The organism is Gordonibacter massiliensis (ex Traore et al. 2017) (assembly GCF_019731765.1).
GTDB classification, from domain to species: domain Bacteria; phylum Actinomycetota; class Coriobacteriia; order Coriobacteriales; family Eggerthellaceae; genus Gordonibacter; species Gordonibacter massiliensis.
In genome coordinates this window covers 146,083-171,019 of sequence record NZ_JAASIO010000003.1, presented here as the reverse complement: position 1 = coordinate 171,019, position 24,937 = coordinate 146,083, and the positions used below count along the sequence as shown (strand labels likewise).

At 63.7% G+C, this 24,937-nt stretch carries 16 protein-coding genes; 11 read left to right on the top strand and 5 right to left on the bottom strand.

All coding sequences use genetic code 11. The annotated features are described in order from the left end of the window. The first annotated feature begins 6 nt into the window (after nucleotides 1-6). The 3 genes from HCH03_RS05830 (at nucleotide 7) to HCH03_RS05820 (ending at nucleotide 3,762) form a co-directional block, all read left to right on the top strand. A complete protein-coding gene (locus HCH03_RS05830; RefSeq protein ID WP_221688730.1) occupies nucleotides 7-447 on the top strand; it encodes a universal stress protein in 441 nt (146 codons plus the stop codon). A 159-nt stretch (nucleotides 448-606) separates the two neighbouring features. Continuing rightward, a complete protein-coding gene (locus HCH03_RS05825) occupies nucleotides 607-2,373 on the top strand; it encodes a sensor domain-containing protein (protein WP_221688729.1) in 1,767 nt (588 codons plus the stop codon). Nucleotides 2,374-2,580: 207 nt separating this feature from the next. After that, the gene (locus tag HCH03_RS05820) at nucleotides 2,581-3,762 is read left to right on the top strand and encodes a pyridoxal phosphate-dependent aminotransferase (protein WP_221688728.1); all 1,182 of its coding nucleotides are present in this window, start codon (nucleotides 2,581-2,583) and stop codon (nucleotides 3,760-3,762) included. Nucleotides 3,763-4,068: 306 nt separating this feature from the next. Here HCH03_RS05820 and HCH03_RS05815 read toward each other — a convergent pair whose 3' ends face one another. The 3 genes from HCH03_RS05815 to HCH03_RS05805 are packed head-to-tail and all read right to left on the bottom strand — an operon-like array spanning nucleotide 4,069 to nucleotide 7,983. After that, complete coding sequence (locus tag HCH03_RS05815) at nucleotides 4,069-5,355, bottom strand: 4Fe-4S binding protein (RefSeq protein ID WP_221688727.1); 1,287 nt, start codon at nucleotides 5,353-5,355, stop codon at nucleotides 4,069-4,071. A 25-nt stretch (nucleotides 5,356-5,380) separates the two neighbouring features. Then, nucleotides 5,381-6,418 (bottom strand): threonine aldolase family protein, encoded by a 1,038-nt coding sequence (locus tag HCH03_RS05810; RefSeq protein ID WP_221688726.1) that lies wholly within the window; start codon nucleotides 6,416-6,418, stop codon nucleotides 5,381-5,383. A gap of 14 nt (nucleotides 6,419-6,432) precedes the next feature. Then, nucleotides 6,433-7,983: a helix-turn-helix transcriptional regulator gene (locus tag HCH03_RS05805; RefSeq protein ID WP_221688725.1), complete on the bottom strand. Its 1,551-nt coding sequence runs from the start codon at nucleotides 7,981-7,983 to the stop codon at nucleotides 6,433-6,435. 147 nt (nucleotides 7,984-8,130) lie between these two features. Between HCH03_RS05805 and HCH03_RS05800 the strand changes: the two genes are divergently transcribed. Both HCH03_RS05800 and HCH03_RS05795 read left to right on the top strand, forming a co-directional pair. Continuing rightward, the gene (locus tag HCH03_RS05800; RefSeq protein ID WP_221688724.1) at nucleotides 8,131-9,159 is read left to right on the top strand and encodes a hypothetical protein; all 1,029 of its coding nucleotides are present in this window, start codon (nucleotides 8,131-8,133) and stop codon (nucleotides 9,157-9,159) included. Between the two features lie 46 nt (nucleotides 9,160-9,205). Further along, the gene (locus HCH03_RS05795) at nucleotides 9,206-9,799 is read left to right on the top strand and encodes an iron-sulfur cluster assembly scaffold protein (RefSeq protein ID WP_185904444.1); all 594 of its coding nucleotides are present in this window, start codon (nucleotides 9,206-9,208) and stop codon (nucleotides 9,797-9,799) included. 343 nt (nucleotides 9,800-10,142) lie between these two features. Here the strand turns inward: HCH03_RS05795 and HCH03_RS05790 are convergent, their stop codons facing one another. After that, complete coding sequence (locus HCH03_RS05790; RefSeq protein ID WP_185904445.1) at nucleotides 10,143-12,272, bottom strand: aldehyde ferredoxin oxidoreductase; 2,130 nt, start codon at nucleotides 12,270-12,272, stop codon at nucleotides 10,143-10,145. Between the two features lie 396 nt (nucleotides 12,273-12,668). Here HCH03_RS05790 and HCH03_RS05785 point away from each other — a divergent pair, with 396 nt between their 5' ends. From HCH03_RS05785 to HCH03_RS05760, 6 genes are all read left to right on the top strand, one after another. Then, nucleotides 12,669-13,427, top strand: coding sequence for a ferredoxin-like protein (locus tag HCH03_RS05785; RefSeq protein WP_080143896.1), 759 nt, complete (start codon nucleotides 12,669-12,671; stop codon nucleotides 13,425-13,427). 73 nt (nucleotides 13,428-13,500) lie between these two features. Continuing rightward, entirely contained in the window at nucleotides 13,501-14,181 is a 681-nt protein-coding gene (locus tag HCH03_RS05780; RefSeq protein ID WP_246599722.1) for a molecular chaperone TorD family protein, read from the top strand. A 50-nt stretch (nucleotides 14,182-14,231) separates the two neighbouring features. After that, complete coding sequence (locus HCH03_RS05775) at nucleotides 14,232-16,433, top strand: molybdopterin-containing oxidoreductase family protein (protein ID WP_221688723.1); 2,202 nt, start codon at nucleotides 14,232-14,234, stop codon at nucleotides 16,431-16,433. Further along, entirely contained in the window at nucleotides 16,433-16,975 is a 543-nt protein-coding gene (locus tag HCH03_RS05770; protein ID WP_185904447.1) for a 4Fe-4S dicluster domain-containing protein, read from the top strand. The genes HCH03_RS05775 and HCH03_RS05770 overlap by 1 nt, the downstream gene beginning before the upstream one ends. A gap of 6 nt (nucleotides 16,976-16,981) precedes the next feature. After that, complete coding sequence (gene nrfD / locus HCH03_RS05765; protein WP_185904448.1) at nucleotides 16,982-17,875, top strand: NrfD/PsrC family molybdoenzyme membrane anchor subunit; 894 nt, start codon at nucleotides 16,982-16,984, stop codon at nucleotides 17,873-17,875. A gap of 611 nt (nucleotides 17,876-18,486) precedes the next feature. Next, a complete protein-coding gene (locus HCH03_RS05760; RefSeq protein WP_246599721.1) occupies nucleotides 18,487-19,449 on the top strand; it encodes an endonuclease domain-containing protein in 963 nt (320 codons plus the stop codon). A 278-nt stretch (nucleotides 19,450-19,727) separates the two neighbouring features. Here the strand turns inward: HCH03_RS05760 and HCH03_RS05755 are convergent, their stop codons facing one another. Continuing rightward, the gene (locus HCH03_RS05755) at nucleotides 19,728-24,866 is read right to left on the bottom strand and encodes an InlB B-repeat-containing protein (RefSeq protein WP_221688722.1); all 5,139 of its coding nucleotides are present in this window, start codon (nucleotides 24,864-24,866) and stop codon (nucleotides 19,728-19,730) included. Nucleotides 24,867-24,937: the final 71 nt, after the last annotated feature.

The following is a 24,937-nucleotide window of genomic DNA, read 5'->3' as shown; positions in this document are numbered from 1 at the left end:
CATCCCATGGCGCAGTACCAACGCATCTTCGCAGCACTCGACGGCGCGTCCACGCAGAAGGCGGTGGCCCAGCGGGCCGTCGCGCTTGCGGTCGACAACGGGGCGCAGCTCCTGTTCGGCCACGTGATCGACTCCGTTCCCAACGAGGCGAACGGCGCCGACTACGACGCGCTGTGCACAGAGGGCCTGGCGCGCATCGAGGAGGAACTCGCCGACGAGTTGCGGGAAGCGCGCAGCAGCGCCTCGATTCCGTCCGTGAACGTGCAGGTGCGCGCCGGCCGCGTGGCCGAAACGTTGGCCGAGCAGCTGGTGGAGCCGTTTTCTCCCGACTTGATCGTATGCGGAGAGCGGGGCCTCTCGAACATCAAATACGTGTTCGTGGGAAGCGTGTCCACGTACCTTATCAGGAACATGCGCTGCGACGTGCTCGTGGTGAAGCAAGGGTAAGGCTTCGGTTTCGCCGCCCGGCTCCATCTTTGTTGAAGGGTTTGCCGCGAGGTGGTTTCGCGAAGCGAAAAAGCGTAAAATGGCACGTTATCTCAGGCGACGCTTGCGCATGGGCACCGTGCAGCGAACGCAGAAACCCGCGTGAAAGAGAAGTCCTCAATGGCGAACACCTTCGATTCCCAGGAAACGCAATTCGTGAGCGAAGAGGATAGCGTGTTGGCCGACACGCTTCGCTTGAGCGTAAGCAAGCACAAGATCGACGACCATTTCACGCTCGTTTGGGCGAACAAATACTACTACCAGTTCATCGGCTATCCGAAAGAGGAGTACGAGGCCCGGTTTCACAACCGCCCCGACCTGTACTTCGAGGACAACCCCGAGGACTTCGCCGTCATCGTCGAACACGTGATGGAGGCGCTTGAGAAGAACACCGGAGGTTACGAGTGCATCGCCGGCTTGAACGCCAAAGGCGGCAAGCACAAGTGGGTCAAGTTCGCCTCGACGTTTCTGGACGAGTACGTGGACGGTTACCAGCTGTCGTACACGACGATGGTGGACGTGACCGACCTCATCGAGGCGCAGCAGCAGCTCGACGAGCAGAAGCGGGCTCTGCAGAAGGCCAACGAGGAGCTCGAACGGCTCGCGTTCGTCGATCCCGTGACGGAAGGGTACAATCAAACGCGCTTCGACATCACGGCGCGTCGCGTCATCGATTCCGCCGAGCCCGGCACGTACGCGCTCGTGTCCCTCGACCTTAAGAAGTTCAAGCTCTTGAACGAGATCCAAGGCAAGGAAAGCGGAGATCGGGTGCTGCGCTACGTCTACGAACGCCTGGGCGATCACCTCGACGGCGAGGAATGCGTGGCGCGCATCAGCGCCGATGCCTTCAACCTGCTCATGCGCGAAGGGAACAAGGATGACATGCTCGCGCGCATCGACAACATGGTGCAGGACATAAACGGGTTCAACGTCGATGCCGAACGACCCTATTACCTGTCGTTCACGGTGGGCGTGTACCCCATTGTGGACACGGACTTGTCTTTGACCATCATGCGCGATCGCGCGAACGTCGCCCGCAACTCCGGGAAGGAGGCGCCCAACACGCGCCACTTCACCTGCACTTTCTACAGCGACGTCGACCGACGGAACCTGCTCACAGAGCAGGATATGGAAAACCGCATGCACGGCGCCCTCGAACGTGGCGAATTCGTGGCGTACTTCCAACCCAAGCAGCGGCTTTCCGATGGGGCGATCGGCGGCGCCGAGGCGCTCGTGCGCTGGATCGATCCCGTGCGCGGTTTGGTGCCGCCCGACGATTTCGTGCCGTTCTTCGAACGCAACGGCTTCATCATCAATGTGGATTTGTGCGTGTTCGAGCAGGTGTGCGAGCTGTTGAAATCGTGGCTCGACCAGGGGAAGGAGCCGGTGCCCATCTCGGTGAACATGTCGCGAGCGCATTTGCGGGAGCACGACTTCCTCGCACCGTACGAGGAGATTCGCGAACGATACGGCGTGCCCGCCGCGCTCATCGAATTCGAGCTGACCGAGACGTTGGTGTTCGGCGACCCCGAGACGTTCATGGGAGTCATCGACTCGATGCATGCGCGCGGCTACCGCTGTTCGCTCGACGACTTCGGCAGCGGTTACTCGTCGCTCAACGTGCTGAAAGACGTGGACATCGACACGATGAAGCTCGACCGCGCGTTCTTCTCGGCGGGCGACGCTACCGGGCAGCGCGAATGGGACGTGGTCGAATCGGTGGTGGCCTTGGCGAAAAAGCTCGACTTGGACACGGTGGCCGAAGGCGTGGAGGTGTCCGGTCAAGCCGTTCGCCTGCGCGGCATGGATTGCGACATGCTGCAGGGATACGTGTTCTCGCGGCCCGTCCCCGTGGCCGAATTCGAGAAGATGCTGTTCGGCGAATAGGTTCTACGGTTCGCAGCTCGTCTGCTCGCGGCGGTGAGGCAGCGCGTTTTGCGGTCCTCTCGCGTCGCCATGTGGTATAGGCGCTTGAGCGGACCAGCGGAAACGCCTCCTCGGCCGTCTTTTGCAACCGCAAGCCTTTCGAGGGCTTCGCGTTGTGCTACCCTGTTCCTCATCTAAATCAGGCGGCAAGACGAGGACGTGGTGTACATGGTGAACGAGAGGATGTACGGGCTGGGAGCCGAGCCGAGCGCGATTCGCGAGCTGTTCGCGTACGGCATGGCGCGCAAGGCGGAGATCGGCGACGAGAACGTGTTCGACTTCAGCATCGGCAACCCCAGCGTGCCTGCACCCGAGGCCGTGAAGCAGGCCGTGCTCGAGCTTATGGAGGAGCCTCCCTGCGACCTGCACGGCTACACGCCGGCCGCCGGTGCGCCCAGCGTGCGCCAAACCGTGGCCGATCATATCCGCCACCGCTTCGGCGTGCCGGCGTCGCCCGATCAGGTGTACTTGACGGCGGGTGCCGCGGCGGGCCTGGCTATTTCCATTTCGGCCATCACGAAGCCGGGGGACGAGGTTATCGTCATCGCACCGTACTTCCCTGAATACAAGGTGTGGATCGACACGGCCGCGTGCGCGTGCGTGGAGGTGCCGGCCCACGTGCCCGACTTCCAGCTGGATATCGACGCGTTAGACGCCGCCATCGGCCCGAAGACGAGCGCCGTCATCATCAACTCGCCGAACAATCCGGTGGGTGCCGTGTACGCACGCGAGAACCTTGGGGCGTTCGCCGCCCTGCTCGAGCGCAAGGAGGCCGAGCTCGGTCGCAAGATCTACGTCATCAGCGACGAGCCGTACCGCGAGATCACCTACGGCGCCGAAGTGCCCTACGTGCCGTGCGTGTGGCCGCGCACCATCGTGTGCTACTCGTATTCGAAGTCGCTTTCCCTGCCGGGCGAGCGCATCGGCTACATCTACGTGTCCGACCTGATGGACGACGCGCGCGAGGTGTCCACGGCAGTGGCCGGCGCAGGCCGCGCGCTCGGGTTCATCTGCGCGCCGGTGCTGTTCCAACGCGTGATCGAGCGCTGCATCGACGAGCCGTCCGACGTGGCGTCCTACGCCGCCAACCGCACGCTGCTCACCGAGGGCCTGGGGACGCTCGGCTACGAGTTCGTAGAGCCCGATGGCGCGTTCTACCTGTGGGTGCGCGCACTGGAGGACGACGCCCAGGCGTTCAGCGACCGCGCGAAGGCGCACGAGCTGCTGCTCGTGCCGTCCGACAGCTTCGGCGTGGGCGGCTGGGTGCGCGTGAGCTACTGCATTTCCCGCGAAACCATCGAGCGGTCGATGCCCGCGTTCAAAGCGCTTATGGAGGAGTACCGGGGATAAGCGCGCCTGGTCCGGTCGTCTTTTGCAGGACACGACCACTCCCGTAGGGGCGATCTCCAGATCGCCCGGCGCGATGCATCCGAAGAAGAGATACGAAGCGGCGAGCGCACCGTGCGCTCGCCGCTTCGAATTCACTCCGCTGTTTATGCAAATCCTAAAGTCAATGTTATGAAATACATAAACTGTATAAGATGCTGATCGAGAAAGCATGGAGCAGACGAAGACGTTTGCCAAGGGTTTCCTTATGTCTAGCCCGCCCATCAGACAACGTCCTCATGGGATGCGCGGACGGGTCCTGCCCCGCCCCTACGGTGCAACGGTGGTTTGCCGGCGTTCGGGAAGCACGCGGCGCTTGGGGATGGCTATCTCGATGGGGTCGAGGGCGAACAGTTCGCCGACGGTGAGCGTTTCATCGCGGACGAGGGCGCCGTAGCGGCACGTGTCCTCGCACACGCCGCAGTCGCGGCAACGGGAAGGGTCGAACTCCAGCAGCGTGCGGCCGCCGGGGAGGCGCCCGGCCTTGCGCAGTGCCTCGGTGGGGCAGAACAGGGCGCATTGGGCGCAGCCGGAGCAGTGGTCGACGTCGACGCTCACGCGCGGCGCGAGCGCTCGGGGAACCACGGTGCCGTCGTCGGGCAGGCCGGCGGCGTGCAGGTCGTCGAGCAGCTGCCAGCGTCGCGCATCTGGTTCGGGCGAGGTGTCGGCGTGCGCCGACGCGCCGGCCAACGACTCCAGCTGCTTGGCAGCTTCGGCTTTGGCGGCGTCGACGAGCGAGGTGCCCGCCTGGGCGATCAGGTTGCGGCGTGACAGTTCGCCGGCGGCGTCGGCGTCGGGGTTTGCCTCCAACGGTGCGAGGGCGTCTTCGCCCGTTGCCTCGATAACGATGTCGAGCCCCCAGTTGCCGCAGATGCGTTGCGCTTGGGCAGCCGCCTCGGGCACGCGTGCGGCGGCGGTTGTCAACGCGCACGCCGCGCAGGCTTCCAAGGGGAGGACGATGCGCTCGGCGCCGTTGCACGCCATATGCACCAGAAGGGGCGCGTCGACCCATCCGAGGCAGGGGAGCACGACGGTTCGATCCCTGTCGAGGCGACGCGTTTGCGCCCAACGCTCGCAGACGAGGCCCGCCGTCGCGGGAGCGGGGCCTTCGACGACGGGTGCGTTTTCACCTGCTGCGCCGTCTTCGCGGTTTTGCCACGTTGCCGTGTCCTGAGGCGCGTTATCGAGAGCCTGTTCGGCCGCCCGCTCCGCTGCATGTGCGGCCGTCGAGGCCGCGCGCGCGAACAGCGCCTCGTCATCGAGCGGAGGCAGGGGCAGCAGCGCGTTCGTGGGGCAGGCGGTCACACAGGCGCCGCAGCGCACGCAGGCTTCGTTGTCGATGCGCGGCCCGGCCTCACCGGTCGGGTTCACCGACTCGTACGGCTGCGCGCCTTCGGCGACGAGCGGCGTCACGGCCAGCGCATCGACGGGGCATGCGTCGGCGCAGGCCGTGCAGCGCGCCGAGGCGTCGCGCGCCGTCAGGCACCGTGGAGCGTGCAGCAGGGCGACGGGCGGTCGCTCGGCTGCACGCAGGGCTCTGTCGATAAGGTCGGGCATCGCGGCCGCCTTCGGTTCGGGGCGCTTACAGCAGCGCCAGCAGCTCGTCCACGGTTTCCGGCCGGGTGGCCCAGCTGGTGGCGAAGCGCACCACGGTGCGGCCGTCGGGCGTGCGCTCCCAGAAGCCGAACGACGCATGCCGCGCCAGGCGCTCCTTGGTGGCGTCGTCCAGCACCACGAACTGCTGGTTCGTGGGCGAGTCGATATGCAGGTCGTAGCCCTTCGCGCGGAAGCCCTCGGCGATGCGCTGCGCCAGGTCGACGGCATGACGGCCGACACGCTCGTAGCGCAGATGGCCGTTCTCCTGCTCGAACAGCACGTCGAACTGCAGGCCCAGGAAGCGCCCCTTCGCCAGCAGCGCCCCGCGTTTCTTCATGAGCGTGAAGAAGTGGTCGTCCAGCCCCGGCTTCGTGAACACCACGGCCTCGCCGCAGAACGCGCCCACCTTCGTGCCGCCGATGTAGAACGCGTCGCACAAGCGCGCGATGTCGGGCAGCGTGACGTCGGTTCCCACGGCGGCCAGGCCGTAGCCCAGGCGCGCGCCGTCCATGAACAGGCGCATGCCGAAGTCGCGGCACACCTGCGAGAGCGCTTCCAGCTCGGCCAGCGAGTACACGGTGCCGTACTCGGTGGGATGCGAGATGTACACCGCGCCCGGCGCCACGATGTGCTCGCGGTTCTCGTCGCCCCAGTACGCCTCGCACAGTTCCCGCACCTCGTCGGCGTCCAGCTTGCCGTCGTGCTGCGGCAGCGGCAGGGTCTTGCGCCCGCACGCCTCCACGGCGCCGGCCTCGTGCGCGGTGATGTGGCCGGTCGTGGCCGACACGATGCCCTCCCACGGTCGCAGGATCTGGTCGGCCACGGCGGCGTTGGCCTGCGTGCCGCCCACGAGGAAGTACACGGCGGCCTCAGGGCAGGCGCATGTCGCGCGGATGCGGTCGCGCGCGGCCTCGCACACCTCGTCGGTGCCGTAGCCGCTCGTCTGGTCGAGGTTCGTGGCCGCCAGCCGCTCGATGATGGCCGGATGCGCGCCCTCCATATAGTCGGAATCGAAGTGAAGCACGTTGGTTCCCCGTTCTACGATGTGTACTGCTGCATATAGTCTAGGATTTCCTGGCGGGAGTGCAAGCCGGTCTTCGCGTAGATGCGCTTGATGTGCGCATGGGCGGTGCCCGGGGTGATGTAGAGCTCCTCGGCCACGCGCTTCTGCGTGTATCCCAGCGCGTAAAGCGCCAGCACCTCCATCTCGCGCTCCGACAGCAGGAACTGCTTGCCCATCTCCTCGGCGTTGTGCTGCATGGACGCTTGCCGCATGTCGGCCAGGCTCTCGTGCTCGTCGAGGCCCATGATCTTCACCAGCACGCTTTCCTGCCGCGCCGCCTGGTCTTCGTGCTCTCGGGCCTCGCGCCGCGCGATGTTGAGGAATTGCACGAGAACGACCTGGGTCGACACGACGATGAGGGCGCCCATCATCGCGTTCATGAGCACGTCGTTCGCCGACACGTTGTAGAACTCCATGAGCGCCACGCGCGCGACGGCGCGGCAGCCCAGCCACACGAGCCAGCCGGCGATGGCGTAGTAGTACGGATCGCGCCACCCGTAGCTCATGAACGCGATGATGATGTACCAGGTGAACGCCACCATGAGAGCGTTGAGGGTCGTGGTGAACACGGCGCCGATGTCCAGCATGTCGGGGAAGGCGGCGTAGGCGATGAGCGCGAGACAGGCCAAAAGCTCCATGACGATGAAGATGCCCACGGTGAGGACGCGCTGGCGCTTGCCCAGCACGAGCGCGATGATGGCTCCGCTGATGCCCACCGTGAGCAAGCCGTAAGCCGCGCGCGTGACGGGGGCGAACGCGATGGCCTGCCCGTCGGGGTAGCCGCGCAAAAGGCCGATGACGATGGACAAGAAGCCTATGCCGATGGCCGTGGCCGCCAAGAACTGCTTGCTTTGGATCATGGTTTTCGTGAAACCGAAGTAGTCGCTCGACTGGGACGCGGAGACGATGTCGTGCGGCTGCGTGCGATGGCGCGCCCACAGCATGCACGGATACTGGACCAGCACGAGCGCCGCCGCCACGAAGTTGCCTGCGGCGCAGGGCAGCAGCGAGCACAGGTATATCTCCACCTCGCTGAGGATAAGCGCGGAAAACACGAACACGGCCGCCACGATGGTCCCTGTTCCGCGGGCGCGGCGCAGCCAATAGTATATGGTGACGGAGGACACGAGCGTGCACAGCGAGCTCAAGGCGAACTGCAGAGCGGGGTCGCCGTTGCCCGTCAGGTCGAGCGCTGCCAAGCCGGCTAACGTCAAAGCTTCCAGGGCTATTCCGACGCGCATGATGAGGTTCGTGGCGCGCTTCTTGATGGTCACCTTGCCCACGGTGATGATGACGAAGAACACGGCGAGCACGCAGAGGGCCACCAGCATGGCACCGTCCGTGAAGATGCCCTCGTCGGTGCTGTTGTAGCTGCCGTAGCTGGCGACGATGAGGCCGGCTCTGCCGAACCCAAGGCCCACCACGAGCGGCCAGAGCAGGCGGAAGCTGCTTGAAACCGTGGTCGGGGCGAGCTGCTCGTCGCGGTCGTTGCCCTCCGGCTGGTTGCCCGTGGCTTGTGCGCTCAAGCGCCCTCCCTTTCCCTGATAGACATCGACGTCGCGATGGGGCGCGGCTCCGCTTTCGCCTCGATTTATCCTGAAAGAGGGGATGCCGGGCGCGCTCCGAGGGCCATCATACCATATGGACTCAACGGCTCGATAAAGGAGCAAAACATGGCTGATGAAGAAGCTCAGCGAATTCGCGAAGAGGTTATTCGCGCGCTCGCCGAGGAAGAGGCGAAGGGGAGCGGATGCGCCGATTCGTCCGACGACGCCGAGCCCGTTCGGGCGTCTGCAGGGCAGGGCTCCGGAGCGTCGCTTCCCGACGATGCCGACAAGGCGGACGAAGTTCAGGGCGATCGCGAAGCCGCTTTCGATGCGGGCTCCCTTGAACCTGCGCCCGGCACCGATGAGCTCACCGAACAAGAGTTGCTTGCCGTGATCTTCGAAGACGTGCGCGCGCAGTCCGCCGCAGGGCGGTTGGTGGAACCGTCGAGATGGGCGGAAGCCGGCCTGGTGCCCGAAGGCCAGACGGCCGAGGAATGGGAGATGTTCGTGTACGAGTACCTCGAGGAGCGCGCGGCCGAGCGGGCGGGGCGGGAGGCCCTTGAGACGGCGCCCGTCGTGCGCACCGCCACGCGGGCGGTGGGCGTGCCCCGCATGCTTCGACCCGAAGAACCCGAGGAGGTCGCAGCGCTCGAAGAGCCGGCGGTGCCCGACGCGTTCGTCGAGGCCGAAGCGCCCGGCGAGCCGAGGCTTGCCGAGGCCGGGTCGACGGACGACTCTGCCGTGCCGGACGCCGCGCCTGCGGAGCCGCCGTGCGACGACATCGTGGCGCTGGTGGGCAGGCACAGCTACTACCTGTACTCGTCCGAGCGCATGACGGACGCCTACGCGCGCTGGTCGTTTTTGGCGAGCGAAGACGATCGGGTGCTCACGTTCGTCGAGTGCGTGCGCGACGAATCGAAGAAATATCCTCGTCCGATGGAGGCCGCCTCGCTTTCCAACGAGCCCTTCGGCCTGTCGCGCGAGGAGATCGACGAGCTGTGGCAAACGGTTCGAGAAAGCGGGGCGTACCCCGACCTCGACACCGTCACGGCCTCGAATGGCGACGTGTACTATTTCTCGACCGAGTACCTGACACCCGCGTACGCGGCATCGCTCGCGGAGTGGAACTCCGTCGAGCGCGGCATGTTCCTGTAGCGAAACTGGCGTAGTCGAAGTAATTCTTTTAGAGGGAGGATTTTTCGTGGAAGACGAGGCGCGCAACGTATACCGCGAGGTGAAGGACCGCCATGTGCTGCGCACGGCGGACGTGTACCAAACCGAGATAGAAGACGGCGTCGCGGGGTACTCCGACACGCTGCTGGCCGTGGTGGCGAACTTCCGCAACGGCGGGGCACCCGAAGGGTTCAACGCCCAGAGCATGGTGGGCAAGTCGAAGCGCGGCGAGGTGGCGCTGCGCCTGTTCGCCGTGGTCGATCCCGACACCGAGACGTTCGTGCGTGCGGGATTCAAAACGCGCGGATGCCTGGCCGTGACCGGCTGCGCGAGCGTGGTGTGCTCGCTGCTCGAGGGCAGAACGTTCGAGGAGGCGCTGGCCATCACCACCGACGACGTGAAGCGCGCCCTAGACGGCGTGCCGGCCGACAAGTCGTACACGCTCCACTTCGCCGTCGAGGCCGTCCGCGCCCTCGTGGGAGATTATCTCGTGCACCAGGGTGCCACGCTCCAAGAGCTCGACGCCCGAGTGCCCTGCGACGCGATGAGCGTGCCCTGCGCCCTGTGCGAGCACTGCTCCCTCCGCTCCACCCGCATCGACCTGAGACTGGCTGAAGCGTAGGGCCGCCTTGCCGCTCCGAGCGCCGGTCGCAGCGTAGGATCGTCCTGTCATCTGTGCGCAGCGCTACAGCGCAAGGTCGCCCCTTGTCATCCTGGGCGGAGCGCCGCAGGCGCGCAGTCGAAGGATCTTCGGTAACGGGAACTTCCTTTGTCGAAGATCCTTCGACTCCGGCGCTACGCGCCTGCGCTCAGGATGACAAGTAGGAGCAACCATGGGAAAGCCCCCGGTATCGGGGGCTTTCCCATGCGGGCGGCCTCGTAAGGAGAGGGGAAGGTGGGCCGTCCGCGTTCGATGGAGGAGCGGTGCCGCAGAGGGGGACGGCGGCACCGCGGGGTCGATGGTGCTACGGCAGCAGGCCCAAGCCGTCGAGCTCTTCCTTGACGTCGGCCATGCCGTACTGATCGAGGCAGGCGGCCGTGGGGCAGCCCTTCTCGTGATCCCAGCCGAACGTGTCGTAGAGCATGCCGAGCGCGGTTTGGAAGTCGTTGCGCTCCATTTTGATGGTGCCCTCCGTGAACGGCTGCTTGTCGGGATCGGCGTTGAACGTCCAGGCGCACATGGTGTCGTGGACATTGCGCATGTCGTTCTCGCCCATGGTGCCGTCGGCCTTCGTCATGCCGCGCACGGTGTTGGCGCGCTGCAGCGTCATGATCTTGGCGCCGGCCTGGTACAGGTCGTCGGTGGTCACGTCCTCGCCGGTGACGGCCTTGAAGAACTTGGCCTCCAGGTCGAGGTCGCCGCGGTAGTTGCGGGCCTTCGTGGGGCTCATGGTCATCGGCCACGTCCAGTTGCACAGTGTGAGGGAGTCGTGCAGCACGTCGGTGACGATGCTCCACCAGGCGAAGTTCGCTTTGTGCTCGTTCATGGGCGTGTAGTTCTTGTCCGGGTCGATGGCGTCCTCGCCGCCCCACACCTCGGCGGCGATTTCCTTCTTAAGCTCGATGGGAAGGCCGCAGCCCTGGAAGTTCACGGCGGAGTGGATCATGTCGTCGCGGTTGAACATCATGTTGTACAGGCCGCCCACCTGCCCGAAGCACTCGATGGAGTGGTGCACGGGCCAGCCGCGGTAGTTGATCAGCTGGCTGGGCTGCTGATCGAACCACTCCTTGTCGTCCCAGCGCTCGGTCCAGTGGTAGGGGCCGTAGGCCAGGTGCGCGATCTCGGAGTCGTTGCGGGCGATGTCGTGCAGCAGCTCCACCATGATGGTGGGGTCGTCGTTGTAGATGCGGTTCCAGTCGTACTTGGCCTTCTCCTCTTCGGGCAGCACGCGGTCGAACACGCCCGCCTTGATGCAGTGGGCCAGATCGCGCCACAGCTGCGCGTAGTTGCACCACAGGCCCAGCTCGTCGATGGTCGTGCCGATGAGCGTGTTCCACACGATGCCCGACTCGCTGTCTTCCTTGATGTCGGTTTTCAGGATGCCGTTCATGTACTTGAACGGGAAGTTGGCCGCGCAGGTGTTGCCCGACGTGGTCTTGCCGCCCAGCTCGCCCGTGCGCTCGGTGCGCAGGTCGGAGTAGCAGTGGATGGGGCAGCCGTGGCAACCGTCCATCTTGATGGTGTACTTCTCGGCCACCTCGCCCAGGTCGTACACCGACTTCATGCAGCGGTAGCCCACCGTGTTCAGCTCGCCGGGCTTCGGCTCGCCCACGTCGATGGGGCCGTCTTCGGCCATGCCCCACGTCAGGCCGCTGCGGGCGGACCAACGCGAGCCCTTGTCGTAGAACTCGGCCCATTCCTGCTGCGTCTGCGGCACCACGTGGTTGTTGTTGGAGCCGATGACCTCGCGCAGCATGTAGTCGGACAGGTCGGCCACGGCCTGCGGGTCCTTCACGTGCACGCTGCCGTTGCCCTGCACCACGATGGCCTTGACCTTCTTCGAGCCCATGACCGAGCCCGTGCCGGCGCCGGCGGAGTGGTTGCGCGCGTTGATGATGCACGCGTAGGGAAGCAGGTTCTCGCCGGCGGGGCCGATGGTGGCCACGCACGCCTCGTTGCCTTCCTTGCGGTTGAGTATCTCGGTGGCTTCGCGGGTGCCCAGGCCCCACACGAAACCGGCGTCCTTGATCTCCACCTTGTCGTCGACGATGTTCAGGTACACCGGCTTGCTGGACGCGCCCTCCAGCACGATGGCGTCCCAGCCGGCGAGCTTGATCTTGGCGCCGATCATGCCGCCGCAGTGCGCGTCGACGACCAGATGGTCTTTCGTGAACGTGGACAGCGAGCAGATGGTGGTGCGTCCCGCCAAGGGCACGCCCGAAGCCGTCAGCGGACCGACGGCGAAGATGACCTTGTTCTCCGGGGAGAACGGGTCGGTGCCGGCGGGCACTTCGTCGTACATGATCTTGTTCGCGAGGCCCATGCCGCCGATGTATTCTTTGTAGGGGTCGGTCGGTTGCGTCGTGATCGAGCCCGTGCTCAGATTGACGCGGAGGATCTTACCGGCCCATCCGTACGATGTTTCGTCAGCCATGTTGCATCTCCAAATCTAGGGGAAAAGGATTCGTGGTTCGTGTTGTGTGGGAACCGACGGACGCGATGCGAGCGCTGACAACAATCGTCAAGCGGCAGTATGCACGACCTGGGAGACAGGGGCATACCCTCTTTGGGGGTAATTCCGCAAAATCGCCGATCAGGTTACAGAACTCCCTCAAAGAGGGTAGGGCGGGCGCGGGCGGGCGCGCATACTTCGAGGCGTTGTGTGGCACCGCGAAATCGGAGGCGAGTCCGAGCGCAGCCACCCCGCGGCGAGCAACCGCCCGCGCGAAGCGCAGGCGGGGCAGACGAGAGAAGCCAGGCACGTCGGCGCGGGGTCGGCATCAGGGAAACGACACTCACGAAATGCAAGTGAGGGAGGGAGCACCAGGCTATGTCAGATTCCAATCTGCACCAGAACACCTCCGAGAACCAGGACGTTCAGGAGAGCGCGCCTGCGACGACCGGAACCACGGGCGCCGAAGGCGTTACGGGCGAGGGGGAGCACAAGAGCAAAACGTTCACGCGGCGCAGCGTGCTGGCCATGGCGGGCTGCGGCGTTGCCGGCCTCGTGGTCGGCGGCGTGCTGGCGTCGTGGGGCGTGACGTCGAAGTCCATCGCCTCGGGACGCATCGAGATCCGCACCACGCCCACGAAGATGATCGTGACCGACCGCGCCCGCTGCTCGGGCTGCCAGCGCTGCGAGATGATGTGCACGCTGAAGAACGACGGCCGCGTGAGCCAGCATATCGCCCGCGTGCGCGTGTGGCCGAACTACAACTTCGGCGCGGGTGCCGACACCAAGGACGGCATCTACGACAACTGCGAGTTCACCGTCGAGCACTGCAAGCAGTGCGAGGATCCGGCCTGCATGAACTACTGCCCGGTCCATGCCATCTACGCCGACGAGAAGTCCGGCGCGCGCAAGGTGGACGCCGAGCGCTGCATCGGCTGCGGCATGTGCAGCCAGGCGTGCCCGTGGAACATGCCGCGCGTGGACAGCGAGACCGGCGTCTCCACGAAGTGCATCTCGTGCGGCCGCTGCGCCGAGCAGTGCCCGAACGGCGCCATCAAGTTCATCGACTGGGAGGACATCGCGCAGAAAGTCATCGACCAGGGCGTCGTGAGGACGACGACCCTCGTGCAGGCGTGATAGTTCCGGATACGATCCCGACGCCCGGCGCTTGCCGCGCCGGGGCGATAAGAAACGGGAAGGAGGGAGAGCGATGATGGAAGACGAGGCCGTGTTCTCGGTGCTCGCGCAGTGCTTCGGCCCGGTCGACGAGGCCGCATGGAGCCAGCTGACGAAGGGCCCGCTGTGGTCGGACTTCCTCGACGGAGCCCGCCGCGTCATGCAGGCGGACGAGCTGGGAGCGCAGGAGGCTCCGCTCGCACGGGCGCGCAGGCGCTGCCCGCTGCAGGAGTTCCTCTCGTCGGGCGAGGTGAACGCCCTGTTCACGCCGCCGACGTATGCCGAGAAGCAGGCTTTCGCCGCCCGCCACTTCGCAGGCGGCCTCCCCGAGTCCGCCCTGCCGGTGGAGTCGCTCTATCGCACGTGGTCCACCGGGGCCGCGCCCGCACCGTTCTCGCAACAGCAGGGATTGTATCTGGGGGATTCGGCGCACTACCTGCGCGAGCTCGTGCAGCGATTCGGTATGGAGGTGCCGCCTGCGTTCGCGGCGTGCCCCGACCATCTGGCGCTCGAGCTCGATCTGGTGGCCGTGATGCTGCGATCCGGCATGCGGGAGGAGGCCCGGCAGTTCCTGGCGGAACGCTTCGCCTGGCTCACCGCGTACCGCATGCGGTTGCTGACGCTCGACGACGACGCCCGTTTCTACATCGGGCTCGTGGACGTGATCGTCGCCATCCGCGCGCAGCTGACCATGGCCGATGCGGCAATCGCATGAACGCCGACAACGAGAGATATCACGTGCATGCATATAGAGAGGAAACAGCTATGTCAGAAAACGCTATAACCAGGCGAAGCTTCCTGGCTGGCAGCGCTGGGGCGGTTGCGCTCACGGCGGCGGCCGGTTTCATGAGCTTCGACGCTTGGGAACAGGCGCATGCTGATGACGCGTCGGGAGGCGGCGAGACGAAGACCGTCCACACGCTGTGCAACGCCTGCTCGAGCAAGTGCGGCTTCACGGCCTACGTGGTCAACGGACGCTTGACGAAGCTCATCGGCGACGCCGACCACCCCTACGCCAAAGGCAAGATCTGCGCGCGCGGCTTCGGCTACTCGCAGATCGCCTATTCCGAGGATCGCCTGACCGATCCGCTGAAGAAGAACGACCAGGGCAAGTTCGAGGCCATCTCGTGGGATCAGGCCTGCCGCGAGATCGCCGAGAAGGTGAAGGCCATCATCGACGACAAGGGCCCGCAGGCGCTCGCCATGGTGCAGGATCCGCGCCCCAGCGGCAAGTACTACACGAAGCGTTTCATGAACGCGCTGGGCTCGGCGAACGTGTACACGCACGGCGCCGCCTGCAACCTGTCCAAGGAAAGCGGCATGACGCAGGCCATCGGCACGGGCAGCTACTCGTCCGACGTGGCGAACGCGAAAATGACCATGTTCATCGGGCGCAGCTACGCCGACGCCATCCGCCCCAGCTCCGTGGCCGCCTTGCAGAAGGCGCACGAGAAGGGCTCGCACATCGTGCTGGTGGACCCGCGCTGCAACAACAGCCGCGTGTTCGCCGACGAGTGGGTGCCCATCAACCCCGGCACCGACCTGGCGCTTGTGCTGGCCATGAGCAACGTGCTGGTGACGCGCGGCCTGTACGACAAGGAGTTCGTGGCCGCCAACGCCGTGGGCTTCGACGAGTGGGCCGCCGCGTTGCCGGAATACACACCCGAATGGGCCGAGAAGATCACGGGCATCCCCGCCGCCACCATCAGCCGCCTGGCCGTCGAGTTCGCCGACGCCGCCCCTGCAGCATCCATCGAGCCCAGCTGGCGCGGCGCGTTCGGCTGCTCGTACGCGAACTCGGGCGAGACGGCGCGCGCCATCTGCCTGTTCAACACGCTGCTGGGCTGCTGGAACCAGAAGGGCGGCGCCCTGTTCACGCCGAGCGTGTCGGCCGGCAAGCTGGCCGACGAGCGCTTCGTCGACCCGAAGAAGCCCGAAGGCAAGCTGCTGGGCTCGGCCGAGTACCCGCTGGCGCTGTCCAGCATGGGCACGAACCTGTTCGCGGCCGAGCAAGCCAAGGAAGGCAACGTCAAGGGCATGTTCTTCTACAACTCGAACATGGCCGCCGGCTACTCCAACACGGCGTATCTGGCCGACGCGCTGTCCAACCTGGACCTGTGTGTCGTCGTGGACGTGCAGATGTCCGAAACCGCCATGCTCGCCGACTACGTGCTGCCTGACACGAGCTACCTGGAGCGCTTGGAGCTGCCCGAGTTCATCGGCGGCAAGGTGCCGTGCGTGGCGCTGCGCGACCAGGTGCTCGAGAAGATCCACCCCAACACGAAACCGGTCGACGAGATCTTCGCCGAGCTGGCGGAGGCGTGCGGCGTGGGCGAGCACTTCCGCTTCTCGGTGGACGAGCTGGCCGACGCGCAGCTGCAGACGGTGGGCCTGTCGCTCGACACGCTCAAGCAGACGGGCACGGCGCACTTCCCCGAAAAGGAGTTCGCCTACGGCACGGCGCCCAAGTTCAAGACGCCCACCGAGAAAGTGCAGTTCACGAGCGAGGCGTGCGAGAAGGCGGGGCTGTCGCCCTATCCGGTGTGGGTGGAGCCTTCCACCATGCCCATGGGCGACGAGCTGCGCCTCATCGGCGGCAAGCAAGCCATCCACAGCCACACGCAGACCGCGAACATCGAAGACCTCATGCAGATAACGAAGGACTACGACCTCACCCGCGTGTGGCTCAACGCCGACGTGGCGAAGCGCTTGGGGATCGAGGACGGCGACGAGGTGGAGGTGTCGAACCCTCAGCACACCGGCCGCGTGCGCGCGAAGGTGACGCAGCGCATGAACCCCACGGCGCTGTACATGCCGAGCCACTACGGCTGCTCCTCGCCCGACCAGCACACCGCCTACGAGGTGGGCTTGCGCCAGATGGACTTCGTGCCGTTCCACATGGAGCCGGCCTACGGAGGCGCGTGCACGCAGGAAGCGGTCGTGACCGTTAAGAAGGTAGGTGCGTAATGGCTCGCTACGGAATGCTCATCAACACCAAGAAATGCATCGGCTGCTATGCGTGCCGCGTGGCCTGCCAGCGCCAGAACGACCTTTTGCCCGAGCAGGACTTCATCCGCTACGAGGAGCACGAGACGGGCACGTACCCGAACGTGTCCATCGAAACGGTGCCGCTGCAGTGCATGCACTGCGAGGACGCCCCCTGCGTGGCCGTGTGCCCCACGGGCGCGGCTTACATCGGCGCCGACGGCATCGTGGGCGTGGACGAGGGGCGCTGCATTGGCTGCAAGTACTGCATGGCCGCCTGCCCCTACCAGGTGCGCGTGCACAACGAGAAGACGGGCACGGTGGACAAGTGCCGCTTCTGCACCGTGTCGGCCGAGACGAGCGGCACGAAGATGTGCTCGTGCGTGGAGGCGTGCCTGACCAACGCCCGCATCTTCGGCGACCTGGACGACCCTGAAAGCGACATCTCGAAGGAGATCGCGGCGACGAACGCCCAGCCCATCGCGGGCGACCTGACCAAATCCAAAGTATTCTACGTGAGGTGATGAGCGATGTCATTCGAACCTATCTGGGGCGCCATCATCGCATGGTACCTGTTCCTCGCCGGCTTGGGCGGCGGCGCGTTCATCACGTCCGCTTTCTTGGGCTGGCGCCATCCCGAGGCCGTGAACATGCGCAAGGTGGGGCACCTCATCGCGCCCATCGTGGTCATCATCGGCCTGTGCCTGCTCATGTTCGACGCCGAGGGCGGCCTGCACAACCCGCTGCGCTTCGCGTTGTTGCTGACGAACTTCGGTTCCGTCATGACGTGGGGCGTCGTGTTCCTGGGCGGCTTCACCATCGTGGCCATCGTCGTGGTCGTTCTGGACTTCCTGAAGAAGTCCGTGCCGGTGTGGCTTGACATCGTGGGCGTGCTGTTCGCGGTGTGCGTAGCCGTGTACACCGGTGCGCTGTTGGGCGTGTGCAAGACGTTCCCGCTGTGGAACAACGCGCTGCTGCCCATCCTGTTTCTGGTGTCGGCCGTGTCGGCCGGCATGGCCAGCGTGCTGCTGGTGGCCGTGGTGCGCCACGCGGACGAATTCAACCGCGTGGGCGTGCTGAAGAAGTTCCACTTCTGCCTGCCCATCATCGAGCTCGTGCTGGTGGCCTCGCTCATGTTCATCACCAGCTTCAACTCCGTGGCGGGCTGGAACTCGGTCATGAGCCTGCTGGTGGGCCAGTACGCCCCGCTGTTCTGGATCGGGCTGGTGGCCATCGGCCTGGTGCTGCCCACGGCGCTGGAGACGTGGCTTTTGTTCTTCAGCCCGAAGGAGTTCGAGGAGAGCCGCAAGGCCCACTGGATCAGCTTCGGCTCCGACGCCGGCGTGCTGGTGGGCGGCTTCCTGCTGCGCTTCCTGGTGGTCGTGGCCGCGCTGCCCGTGACCATCACGGTGCCCATGATGTAGGGGCCGGCAAGCAGGGTTCGGCTTTTACGAGGCGGCGTCCTGCGGGGTGCCGCCTCGAGGCGGTGCTTGCGCAGAGGCGCTGCTTTCGCAGGGCGCTGCCCTTCTGCAGGCGCATGCGAGCGGGCTCTGCTTCTTGAGAGGGCCCGCATGCAAAGGGGACCTCGCTTTGAAGAGCCTCCCATTTCTTGGACAACAGGAAATGGGAGGTTTTTTGCATGGTTGGAGATTTTGGGCTCAGATGCGACTCTTCTGTGTGGGCCAGGGCGACGGAGATATTCGCTGGCGGTCCCCGTGCTCACTGGCGATCGCCGCGAGTTTTCCTTCGAGAAAGGGGTCGCTTCTCCTTATCCGGCAAAAATCTTGCGGGTTCAGGTGTTTCTGCTGCGAAAAGGCGTTTGTGAACGATTCGTCGGCTCTTTTTATATATGATCAATAGTATAATTAAATAAAAGCCCAGGTGAGTAACCTGCGTTTTTGACTATTCTTCAAATAGATCATTCACAAACGCCTTTTCGAAGCAGAAAAGGAGCTATGCGCGAGTTTTTTTCAGTTAGGCGCGCTATTCTGAGCGCTATGCAGGGTGGATGCGTCGATGCGGCAAGGGGGTTCGTGTGGAACCGGTGCTGAGTCATGAATCTGCATTGGAATACTGGCGGTCGGTTCGGGTAGGGTCGCGGCATTTCCGTCAAGTTGCGCATGCTCGAAAACTGCTCGCGGTGCCGCCGAAGGCCGATGAGCTGGCAGAACCCGGCCCCTGGTGGCTCACGCGGCCCTTGCACGTAATGGTGGCGGATGCCGCTGTTCGCAGGACATCCGAAGATGTGACGAGCCATGTTTGGTCGGGTCCTTTGCCGAAAGGCTCGGTGCTCGACACGGAGAACGGATTCTACGTCAGCTCGCCGGAGCTTTGCTTTCTGCAGATGGCGGAAAGGGCGAGCTTGATCGAGCTGATCGAAGATGGTTTCGAACTTTGCGGAACGTACGACGTTTCGACGGGGGAGCTGCGCTCTTGTGCGCCGTTGACCACGGTTGCGAGGCTGGAGTCTTTCGCGTCGAAGGCTGCGGGCGCCCATGGGCGGAGCAAGGCGCTGCGGGCGCTGCGCTATGTCGTTGACGGTTCGGCCTCGCCTCGGGAGACCGTTCTGACCACGTTGCTGTGCCTGCCGTACCGGCTTGGCGGCTACGGGTTCGCGCCGCCCTGTCTCAACTACCGCATCGACGTGGGAGCCCATGCGCGGAAGATGGCCTCCAAGCAATTCTACCGCTGTGACTTGTACTGGCCCGAAGCGAAACTCGCTATCGAGTACGACAGCGATGCGGAGCATCTGGGATCTCGCAACGCGGCGAACGACTCTTCGCGCCGCAACGCCTTGGACGCGCTGGGCGTCGACGTGCTCTCGGTGACCACGCTGCAGATTGCGAGCCGCGTCGAAGTGGAGAAGATCGCGAACCATATAGGCAAGCGCCTTGGTAAAAGGGTGCAGTACAAGGAGCCGTCGTTTTCCGTGGCCAACCTCAAGTTAAGAACGGAGCTGCTGCGCCGCCTTGAGCCAGGGGTGAAGGTTTCGGCGTGAGGCCCGAGAGCGGGGGGCGGAGCTCGCAAGCGTCATGAGCATCGAACTCGCGACATTGCGTCAGCGTGGATATGGTGCCGAGGCTGAGGACTGTCGGAACAGGTGACAGGGGAGATACAGCTTCTAAAAATATCTAAGAAGATACGGTGCAAACTTCTAAAAAAATTTTGAAGTTGTATGCGGCGCACCCAAACCCGTCGGGCCCCGCTACGCAGGGCCCGACAGGCGGGGCGGCGATTTTCATGCGGCCTTGCCGGGTTGGTGCGAATCGGCGCGTTCTACGAGCGCCGACGGTGGGCGGCGGTGCCGGCGGCGACGAGGGCTAACAGCAGCAGAGACGCCAAGGTAACGATGACGGGCAACGTCGCGTCTCCCGTGGACACCAGGGCGGTCCCGTTGCCGTTGCCGCCGGTAGGCGTCGTGGGGTTGACTTCCGGTCCCGGTCCCGGTTCCGGCTGGGGGTTCGGGTTCGGGTAGTCGGCCCGTCCGTACAGCACCACGCTGCCGGTGCTGCCTTTGGGTATGGTGGCTGCGGCCTTGGTGGAGAACAACGAGTCGGCGTACCAGGCGCTCGTGCCCGCTATGGCGCCCTCGAACAGGGGCGCTTGGATGGTCACCTCGTCCTCTACGGTGTAGGAGTGCGGGTTGTCCTTCGGGTTGGTGCCTTCAAAGGCGGAATAATAGATGGGGTATTCGATGATTGACCACTTCGCGTGCAGTTCGAGGTCGTGGGTGAGACCGCGGGGGATATAGGTGGTGGGTTCGGTGGCCACCGTGCCGCTATCATCCACCTCATACCAGCCTTCGAACGCATAGCCAAGCCTCGTCGGGTCTTTGAGCGTGACGGTGGCGCTATCGTTGGTGAGCACTGCGGGGTTGCCGGGGTCGGTACCGCCGTCCAAGTCGTAGGTAATGTTGTATTCGTCTTGGAGCCACTTGCCGTGCAGCGTGGTGGTTTCGCCCGGCGTGAGCGGCGCGAAGGGGAAGGACAGCGGCGTGGTGAAGTCGGCGTCGAGGTACCAGCCGTCGAACCGGGCCCCCACCATCTGCGGCGTGAGGTCGGGCAGCTTCGTGTTCTTCGTTACCGCCACCTTGTATGCACCGTCGTTGGACGTTGCATCCTGTTCGTCTAGACCGGGCAGCACGCCGTCCGTGTCGAGGGCGAGATAGTGGGCCTTGCGGTCGAGTTCGACCGTGCCGTAGTTGATGATGAACCGCGCGCTTGCTCCTGTCCAGAACTGTTCGCCTTGCTGGTCGGGCCCGAAGGATAGCTCAATCTGATAGACCGTCGGCCCAACGCCGCCCCAGTGCTCGGCGTCTGCCGCGTCAAATTTCCACGTTGCCGTAGACTTATTCTTATCATAAACAACCCCATAGCCAAGATGCTTTTGTGCCCTAGTCAACTCGGTGTCATCAGGGTGGGCTTTGTAGTAGACCCAAGCGGTTAAAGTGCCATTGGGATACGGAAGATCCCTGCCGGCGGAACCCGTCACCCGGATTTTCAGCTCGCCCGTCGTCCCGTCCTTCAAGAAGATTTCGTCGCCATGTATGGATGCGGGCGTGCCATCGTCTTGCTCGAACGAGAGAAGCTCGATGTTCGGCACGACGAGATCTGCGGCGCTTGTATTGGCGTTCGATGGCGTGACGTTTGCGTCGTTACTTGATGGTGAAGCGTTGGCGCCATCGTCCGATGGTGCAGCGTTCGTGTCGTTGTTCGACGGAGTGGCATTTGCGTTTGCGTCATCGTTCGATGATAGAGCGTTTGGTGCGTCGGCACCCGATGGCGCGGCGGTTGCATTGTCGTCCGATGATGGAGCGCTTGCATCATCGGACGATGGTGCCGCGTTAGCGTCGTCATTCGACAGGGCAGTTGTCTGGGTGTCCAGTATGATCTGGGCCGGCGTGGAACTGGTTGAGGGCACGTCAACACCCTCGGGCGTCTGGTCGGATACTTCGACGTAGTACAAGGTGTTGATGTCGTCTTGCGTTACGTTGGAAATGGTGAGCGTGGACTTGGTTGCTTTCGGTATAGGTTTCCACTCGTCATAATAGAGGCTATCGGCCATATTGAGACGATACCACTGATAGTCGAGCTTTGAGCCGCGCTGTGATTCGGCTTCCACGCTGAACGTGGCCGTGCCGCCTAGGGGAACTGAGACGCCCTTGGGCTGCGTGGTGATTTTAGGAGCATTGGCACTGAGGGTAGACCCGGTCAACTCCCGGCCAAACGCGCTCGGATTAGTTTTATTCATATCGTCGTACGCCTGGAAGCGGATACTCTGCGATTGTCCCGCCGATAGACCGCTGGTGCTGAACATGTTCGTTTGACCGCCCACCACGTTGTCGCTGGGTACCGTCCAACCGGTTCCGTTCGATTTAGGCAGGGCGATGCCGTAAGCGCCGTTCTTGCCGACGGGGCGCGTGGTGTCGTTGCTCCACGCCCACACGATCTCGTCCTCCGACGTGCTGTAGGCAACCGGGTAGCGCGGCAGGCTCTTGGGGGCTTTGTTCGCATCGATGCCGTCTACCAGGTAGCCCACCACGTAGGGCTGGTTCGCTTGTTTGGTGCGCCATACGGCCATCTGCACGCGGTGCTCGTAGTTCTTGTAGGCATCGTCGTTGGGTAGCTGCGGCAGCTGGGTGCTGAACGTCTGCCCCTTGGTCTTGGAGTCGATATGGTTCGCACTCCTCCCCACCGAGAAATCGAGACCACCTTGTAGGTTGGCGTTCATCTTCACGACGAGCGAGGTTTCAGCATTTATACCGAGCGAAAAACCGCCGTTCATCGCGATGTCGAACCCGGTTTCCTTATCGGATTTGTCGTTGATGGTGACCGATGCTCCTATGGACGCGTCGCCTGTCGTCTGTACGGGGACAAAGTCGCTCGTTTCCATGAGGTCGTCCTGCACGACGTTCGGTATCTGTTCTTTCGTCTGGTCGTAGGTGGTTGGGTCGCCGGAAACATGGCTGAACAGCTGATCCTTGTCGAGGGGCTGAATGTCGTTGCTGGCATGACGGGTGGCTGCCTTGTTGTACTCGTCAAGCGGCATGATGTTCATAACGGAATCGTAGGTGTTGACAATTTTTTGGGTGCTGGTGCAGCCGCCCATCGTGTCGCCGACGTGTATGATTTTACCGCCATTCGGCACATTTGCGTTATACAGGTCGCAGTACTCCTGATTTGCCGTGAATTCAGGTATCCACACCTCGTACTCGTATACCACCGTCGGCGTCGCAGAGCACACCACCATATCGCGCCCTGCGTTTTCTGAGTAGTTGAGTTCCTGCGTCACCTCATGCTCGTTGTAGAAGTTTTGCATCAATTCACCCGCAAGGCCGAAATCAAAGCCTCCTCCCGCCGTGATTCCAGACCCTAAGAACCCTACGCCGAACATCGCCTCGACCGAAAGACTAAAGTTGGCTCCCACTCTCCAGTTCACGCCCTCGCCCGATGCGGTGCCCATGGACATGCCGAACGAGGTGGTTCCCACGTTGTAACCGTCCGTACCCACCAACTCTCCCCAGTAGGGCACGCTTCCCAGCACGGCGATGGGCTCTGGCGCGCTCCACCCATACGATTTGGATTTCAGCTTGAACTTGTACGCGTTGTTGGTGTTGGCCTCCACGCCGCACAGGGCAAGGAAGGTGCCGTCGTCGTGGCTTGTCCGGTTATGGAGAAACTCAAGGTCGGTGTCGAATTGCTTCAACTTGGTTCCTACCTGCTTGCCCTCCTGGTACACCCAGCGCACGTCGTACGAGACGGTTTCGTTATGCCCCGAACCCTCGGTGCCAGCCTGCACGATAAGCTGTTCTGTGCCGGCGGCATTCTTTGCGAAGTTGCCGCTGACGGCCTTTTTGATGAAGATATTGGACCCGCTTAAGTCTGTCATATGGAACTGCTCGCTGAAGTCGCCTCCTTTGAAGAGGTCCGCTTCGCCGCCCGCTGCCGTTGAACTGGATGAGAGCAGGAATACGTAGCCTTCCAAAAACAGCGCGTTGTTCTGTTCCCGCAGGTACTTTCCCGATGCCAGTGCGGCAGGTTCGCACATGATGTTGTTCACGTCGATGTCGCTTATGGCATCGACCTTTTTGGGGGAATCCCAGACGTTCTGGTACTTGTAATCCCCTTTGTCATTCTTGTCGTACGTGATCATCTGCACGAGGTTCGTGCTGGAATCCATGGTGCCCAAGGGGTCGTTTTTGCTGTATGAATTGTAATGGCCGGCCATGACGAGTTCGTGCACGCCGTTGTCGTTGAGGTCGGTGGCAAGGGCGGAAACGAAGCGCATCCGGTACGAACCGAAATGGGGATCGTATTTGAACACTTCGCGCATGGCGTCCGTTTGGCCGTTGGAGAACTTCGAGAATATGCGCATGACCGAGCTTTGGTCGGCATTGCCGATGCCGTTGCTTTTGGTGCGGGGCAGGCACGCGTTGATGACTAAGTCGTCGTACCCATCGTGGGGAAACGTGGTCAGATTGAGGATGGGCATGCGCCAGTCTTCGAAGTCCGGGCGGCCGAACGCGGACCAGTTGAGGTCCTTCAATTGGATTTCCTGGGTCTTCTTGAGCTCGGATGTGCCGTCGTACTTGTAGATGGTGATGCGCGGGAACAACAACTCGGGCACGTAGACCGCCAGCTGGGCGTCTCCCGAGCCGTCGAAGTTGCCGCTGGCCATGGCCGTCAGGCCGAGCGAGCCGTGTTGATCGATGCCATCCATCGGCTGGAAGTGATCCCAATAGCCCAAGGTGGAATAGGCTTTTGCCAGCAACTCGGTTTTGCCGTCGGTGAAGCGCTCGAGCCGGATCTCCTGCGAGCTGACGCGCTCGTCCGTATTGAACTGCCGCATGTAGGTTCCCGTGTAGAGGTTGTCGATGGCCACCAGGTTCTCGTCGCCGTAGGGCACCGCGCACGCGTCGCTGGTGTCGTATTGGAAGAACCTCCAGTCGGAAGCGTCTATGTCCGACGTGCCTCCATAGGTGTTGCTCAGCATGCCGTCGAGTGACAGGTCGGATGTTTCCAAGCTGTCCACGCTGTCGGCGACGGCAAACAGCCCCTTGTTCTTGTGTTTGTCATCGCGATTCATATAGCTAACGTAGAGGTTCTGGGGCTCGTAGCTTTCGAAGCCTGCCAGGGGGTCGTCGCTCGTGTCGCTATTGAAGTCCGTCGGCGTCTGGGAGATGTCCAGGCCGAAGTCTTGGTAGGCGGCATCGTCGAAGTAGTTCAGCGCCTCCGAAGTGTCGTTGGCGGTGGGCGCAGCGGCCGCATCGGTATCGGCGCCCTGCGCTGCGGTGTCGTCATCGGCCCAGGCGCGCGCCGTGGAGGCCAGGCCTCCCGTGAGGCCGAGCGACACCGCCAGCACCAAGGCCATGACCAAGTTGAACGAGGTGCGCGCTGCGTGCTGTATCGTGCTCATATAAACCTCCTCGCGTAAGCTTCCGACGGCCTCGCCGCTGGGGCCTGGCGGCCTTGGGCAACAACGCACCG

Coding starts and splice junctions, on each gene's coding strand:
- HCH03_RS05830 (WP_221688730.1), top strand. CDS start 7: ATGGCGCAGTACCAACGCATCTTCGCAGCACTCGACGGCGCGTCCACG.
- HCH03_RS05770 (WP_185904447.1), top strand. CDS start 16,433: ATGGCTCGCTACGGAATGCTCATCAACACCAAGAAATGCATCGGCTGC.
- HCH03_RS05755 (WP_221688722.1), bottom strand. CDS start 24,866: ATGAGCACGATACAGCACGCAGCGCGCACCTCGTTCAACTTGGTCATG.
- nrfD (WP_185904448.1), top strand. CDS start 16,982: ATGTCATTCGAACCTATCTGGGGCGCCATCATCGCATGGTACCTGTTC.
- HCH03_RS05800 (WP_221688724.1), top strand. CDS start 8,131: ATGGCTGATGAAGAAGCTCAGCGAATTCGCGAAGAGGTTATTCGCGCG.
- HCH03_RS05825 (WP_221688729.1), top strand. CDS start 607: ATGGCGAACACCTTCGATTCCCAGGAAACGCAATTCGTGAGCGAAGAG.
- HCH03_RS05815 (WP_221688727.1), bottom strand. CDS start 5,355: ATGCCCGACCTTATCGACAGAGCCCTGCGTGCAGCCGAGCGACCGCCC.
- HCH03_RS05780 (WP_246599722.1), top strand. CDS start 13,501: ATGATGGAAGACGAGGCCGTGTTCTCGGTGCTCGCGCAGTGCTTCGGC.
- HCH03_RS05775 (WP_221688723.1), top strand. CDS start 14,232: ATGTCAGAAAACGCTATAACCAGGCGAAGCTTCCTGGCTGGCAGCGCT.
- HCH03_RS05785 (WP_080143896.1), top strand. CDS start 12,669: ATGTCAGATTCCAATCTGCACCAGAACACCTCCGAGAACCAGGACGTT.
- HCH03_RS05820 (WP_221688728.1), top strand. CDS start 2,581: ATGGTGAACGAGAGGATGTACGGGCTGGGAGCCGAGCCGAGCGCGATT.
- HCH03_RS05790 (WP_185904445.1), bottom strand. CDS start 12,272: ATGGCTGACGAAACATCGTACGGATGGGCCGGTAAGATCCTCCGCGTC.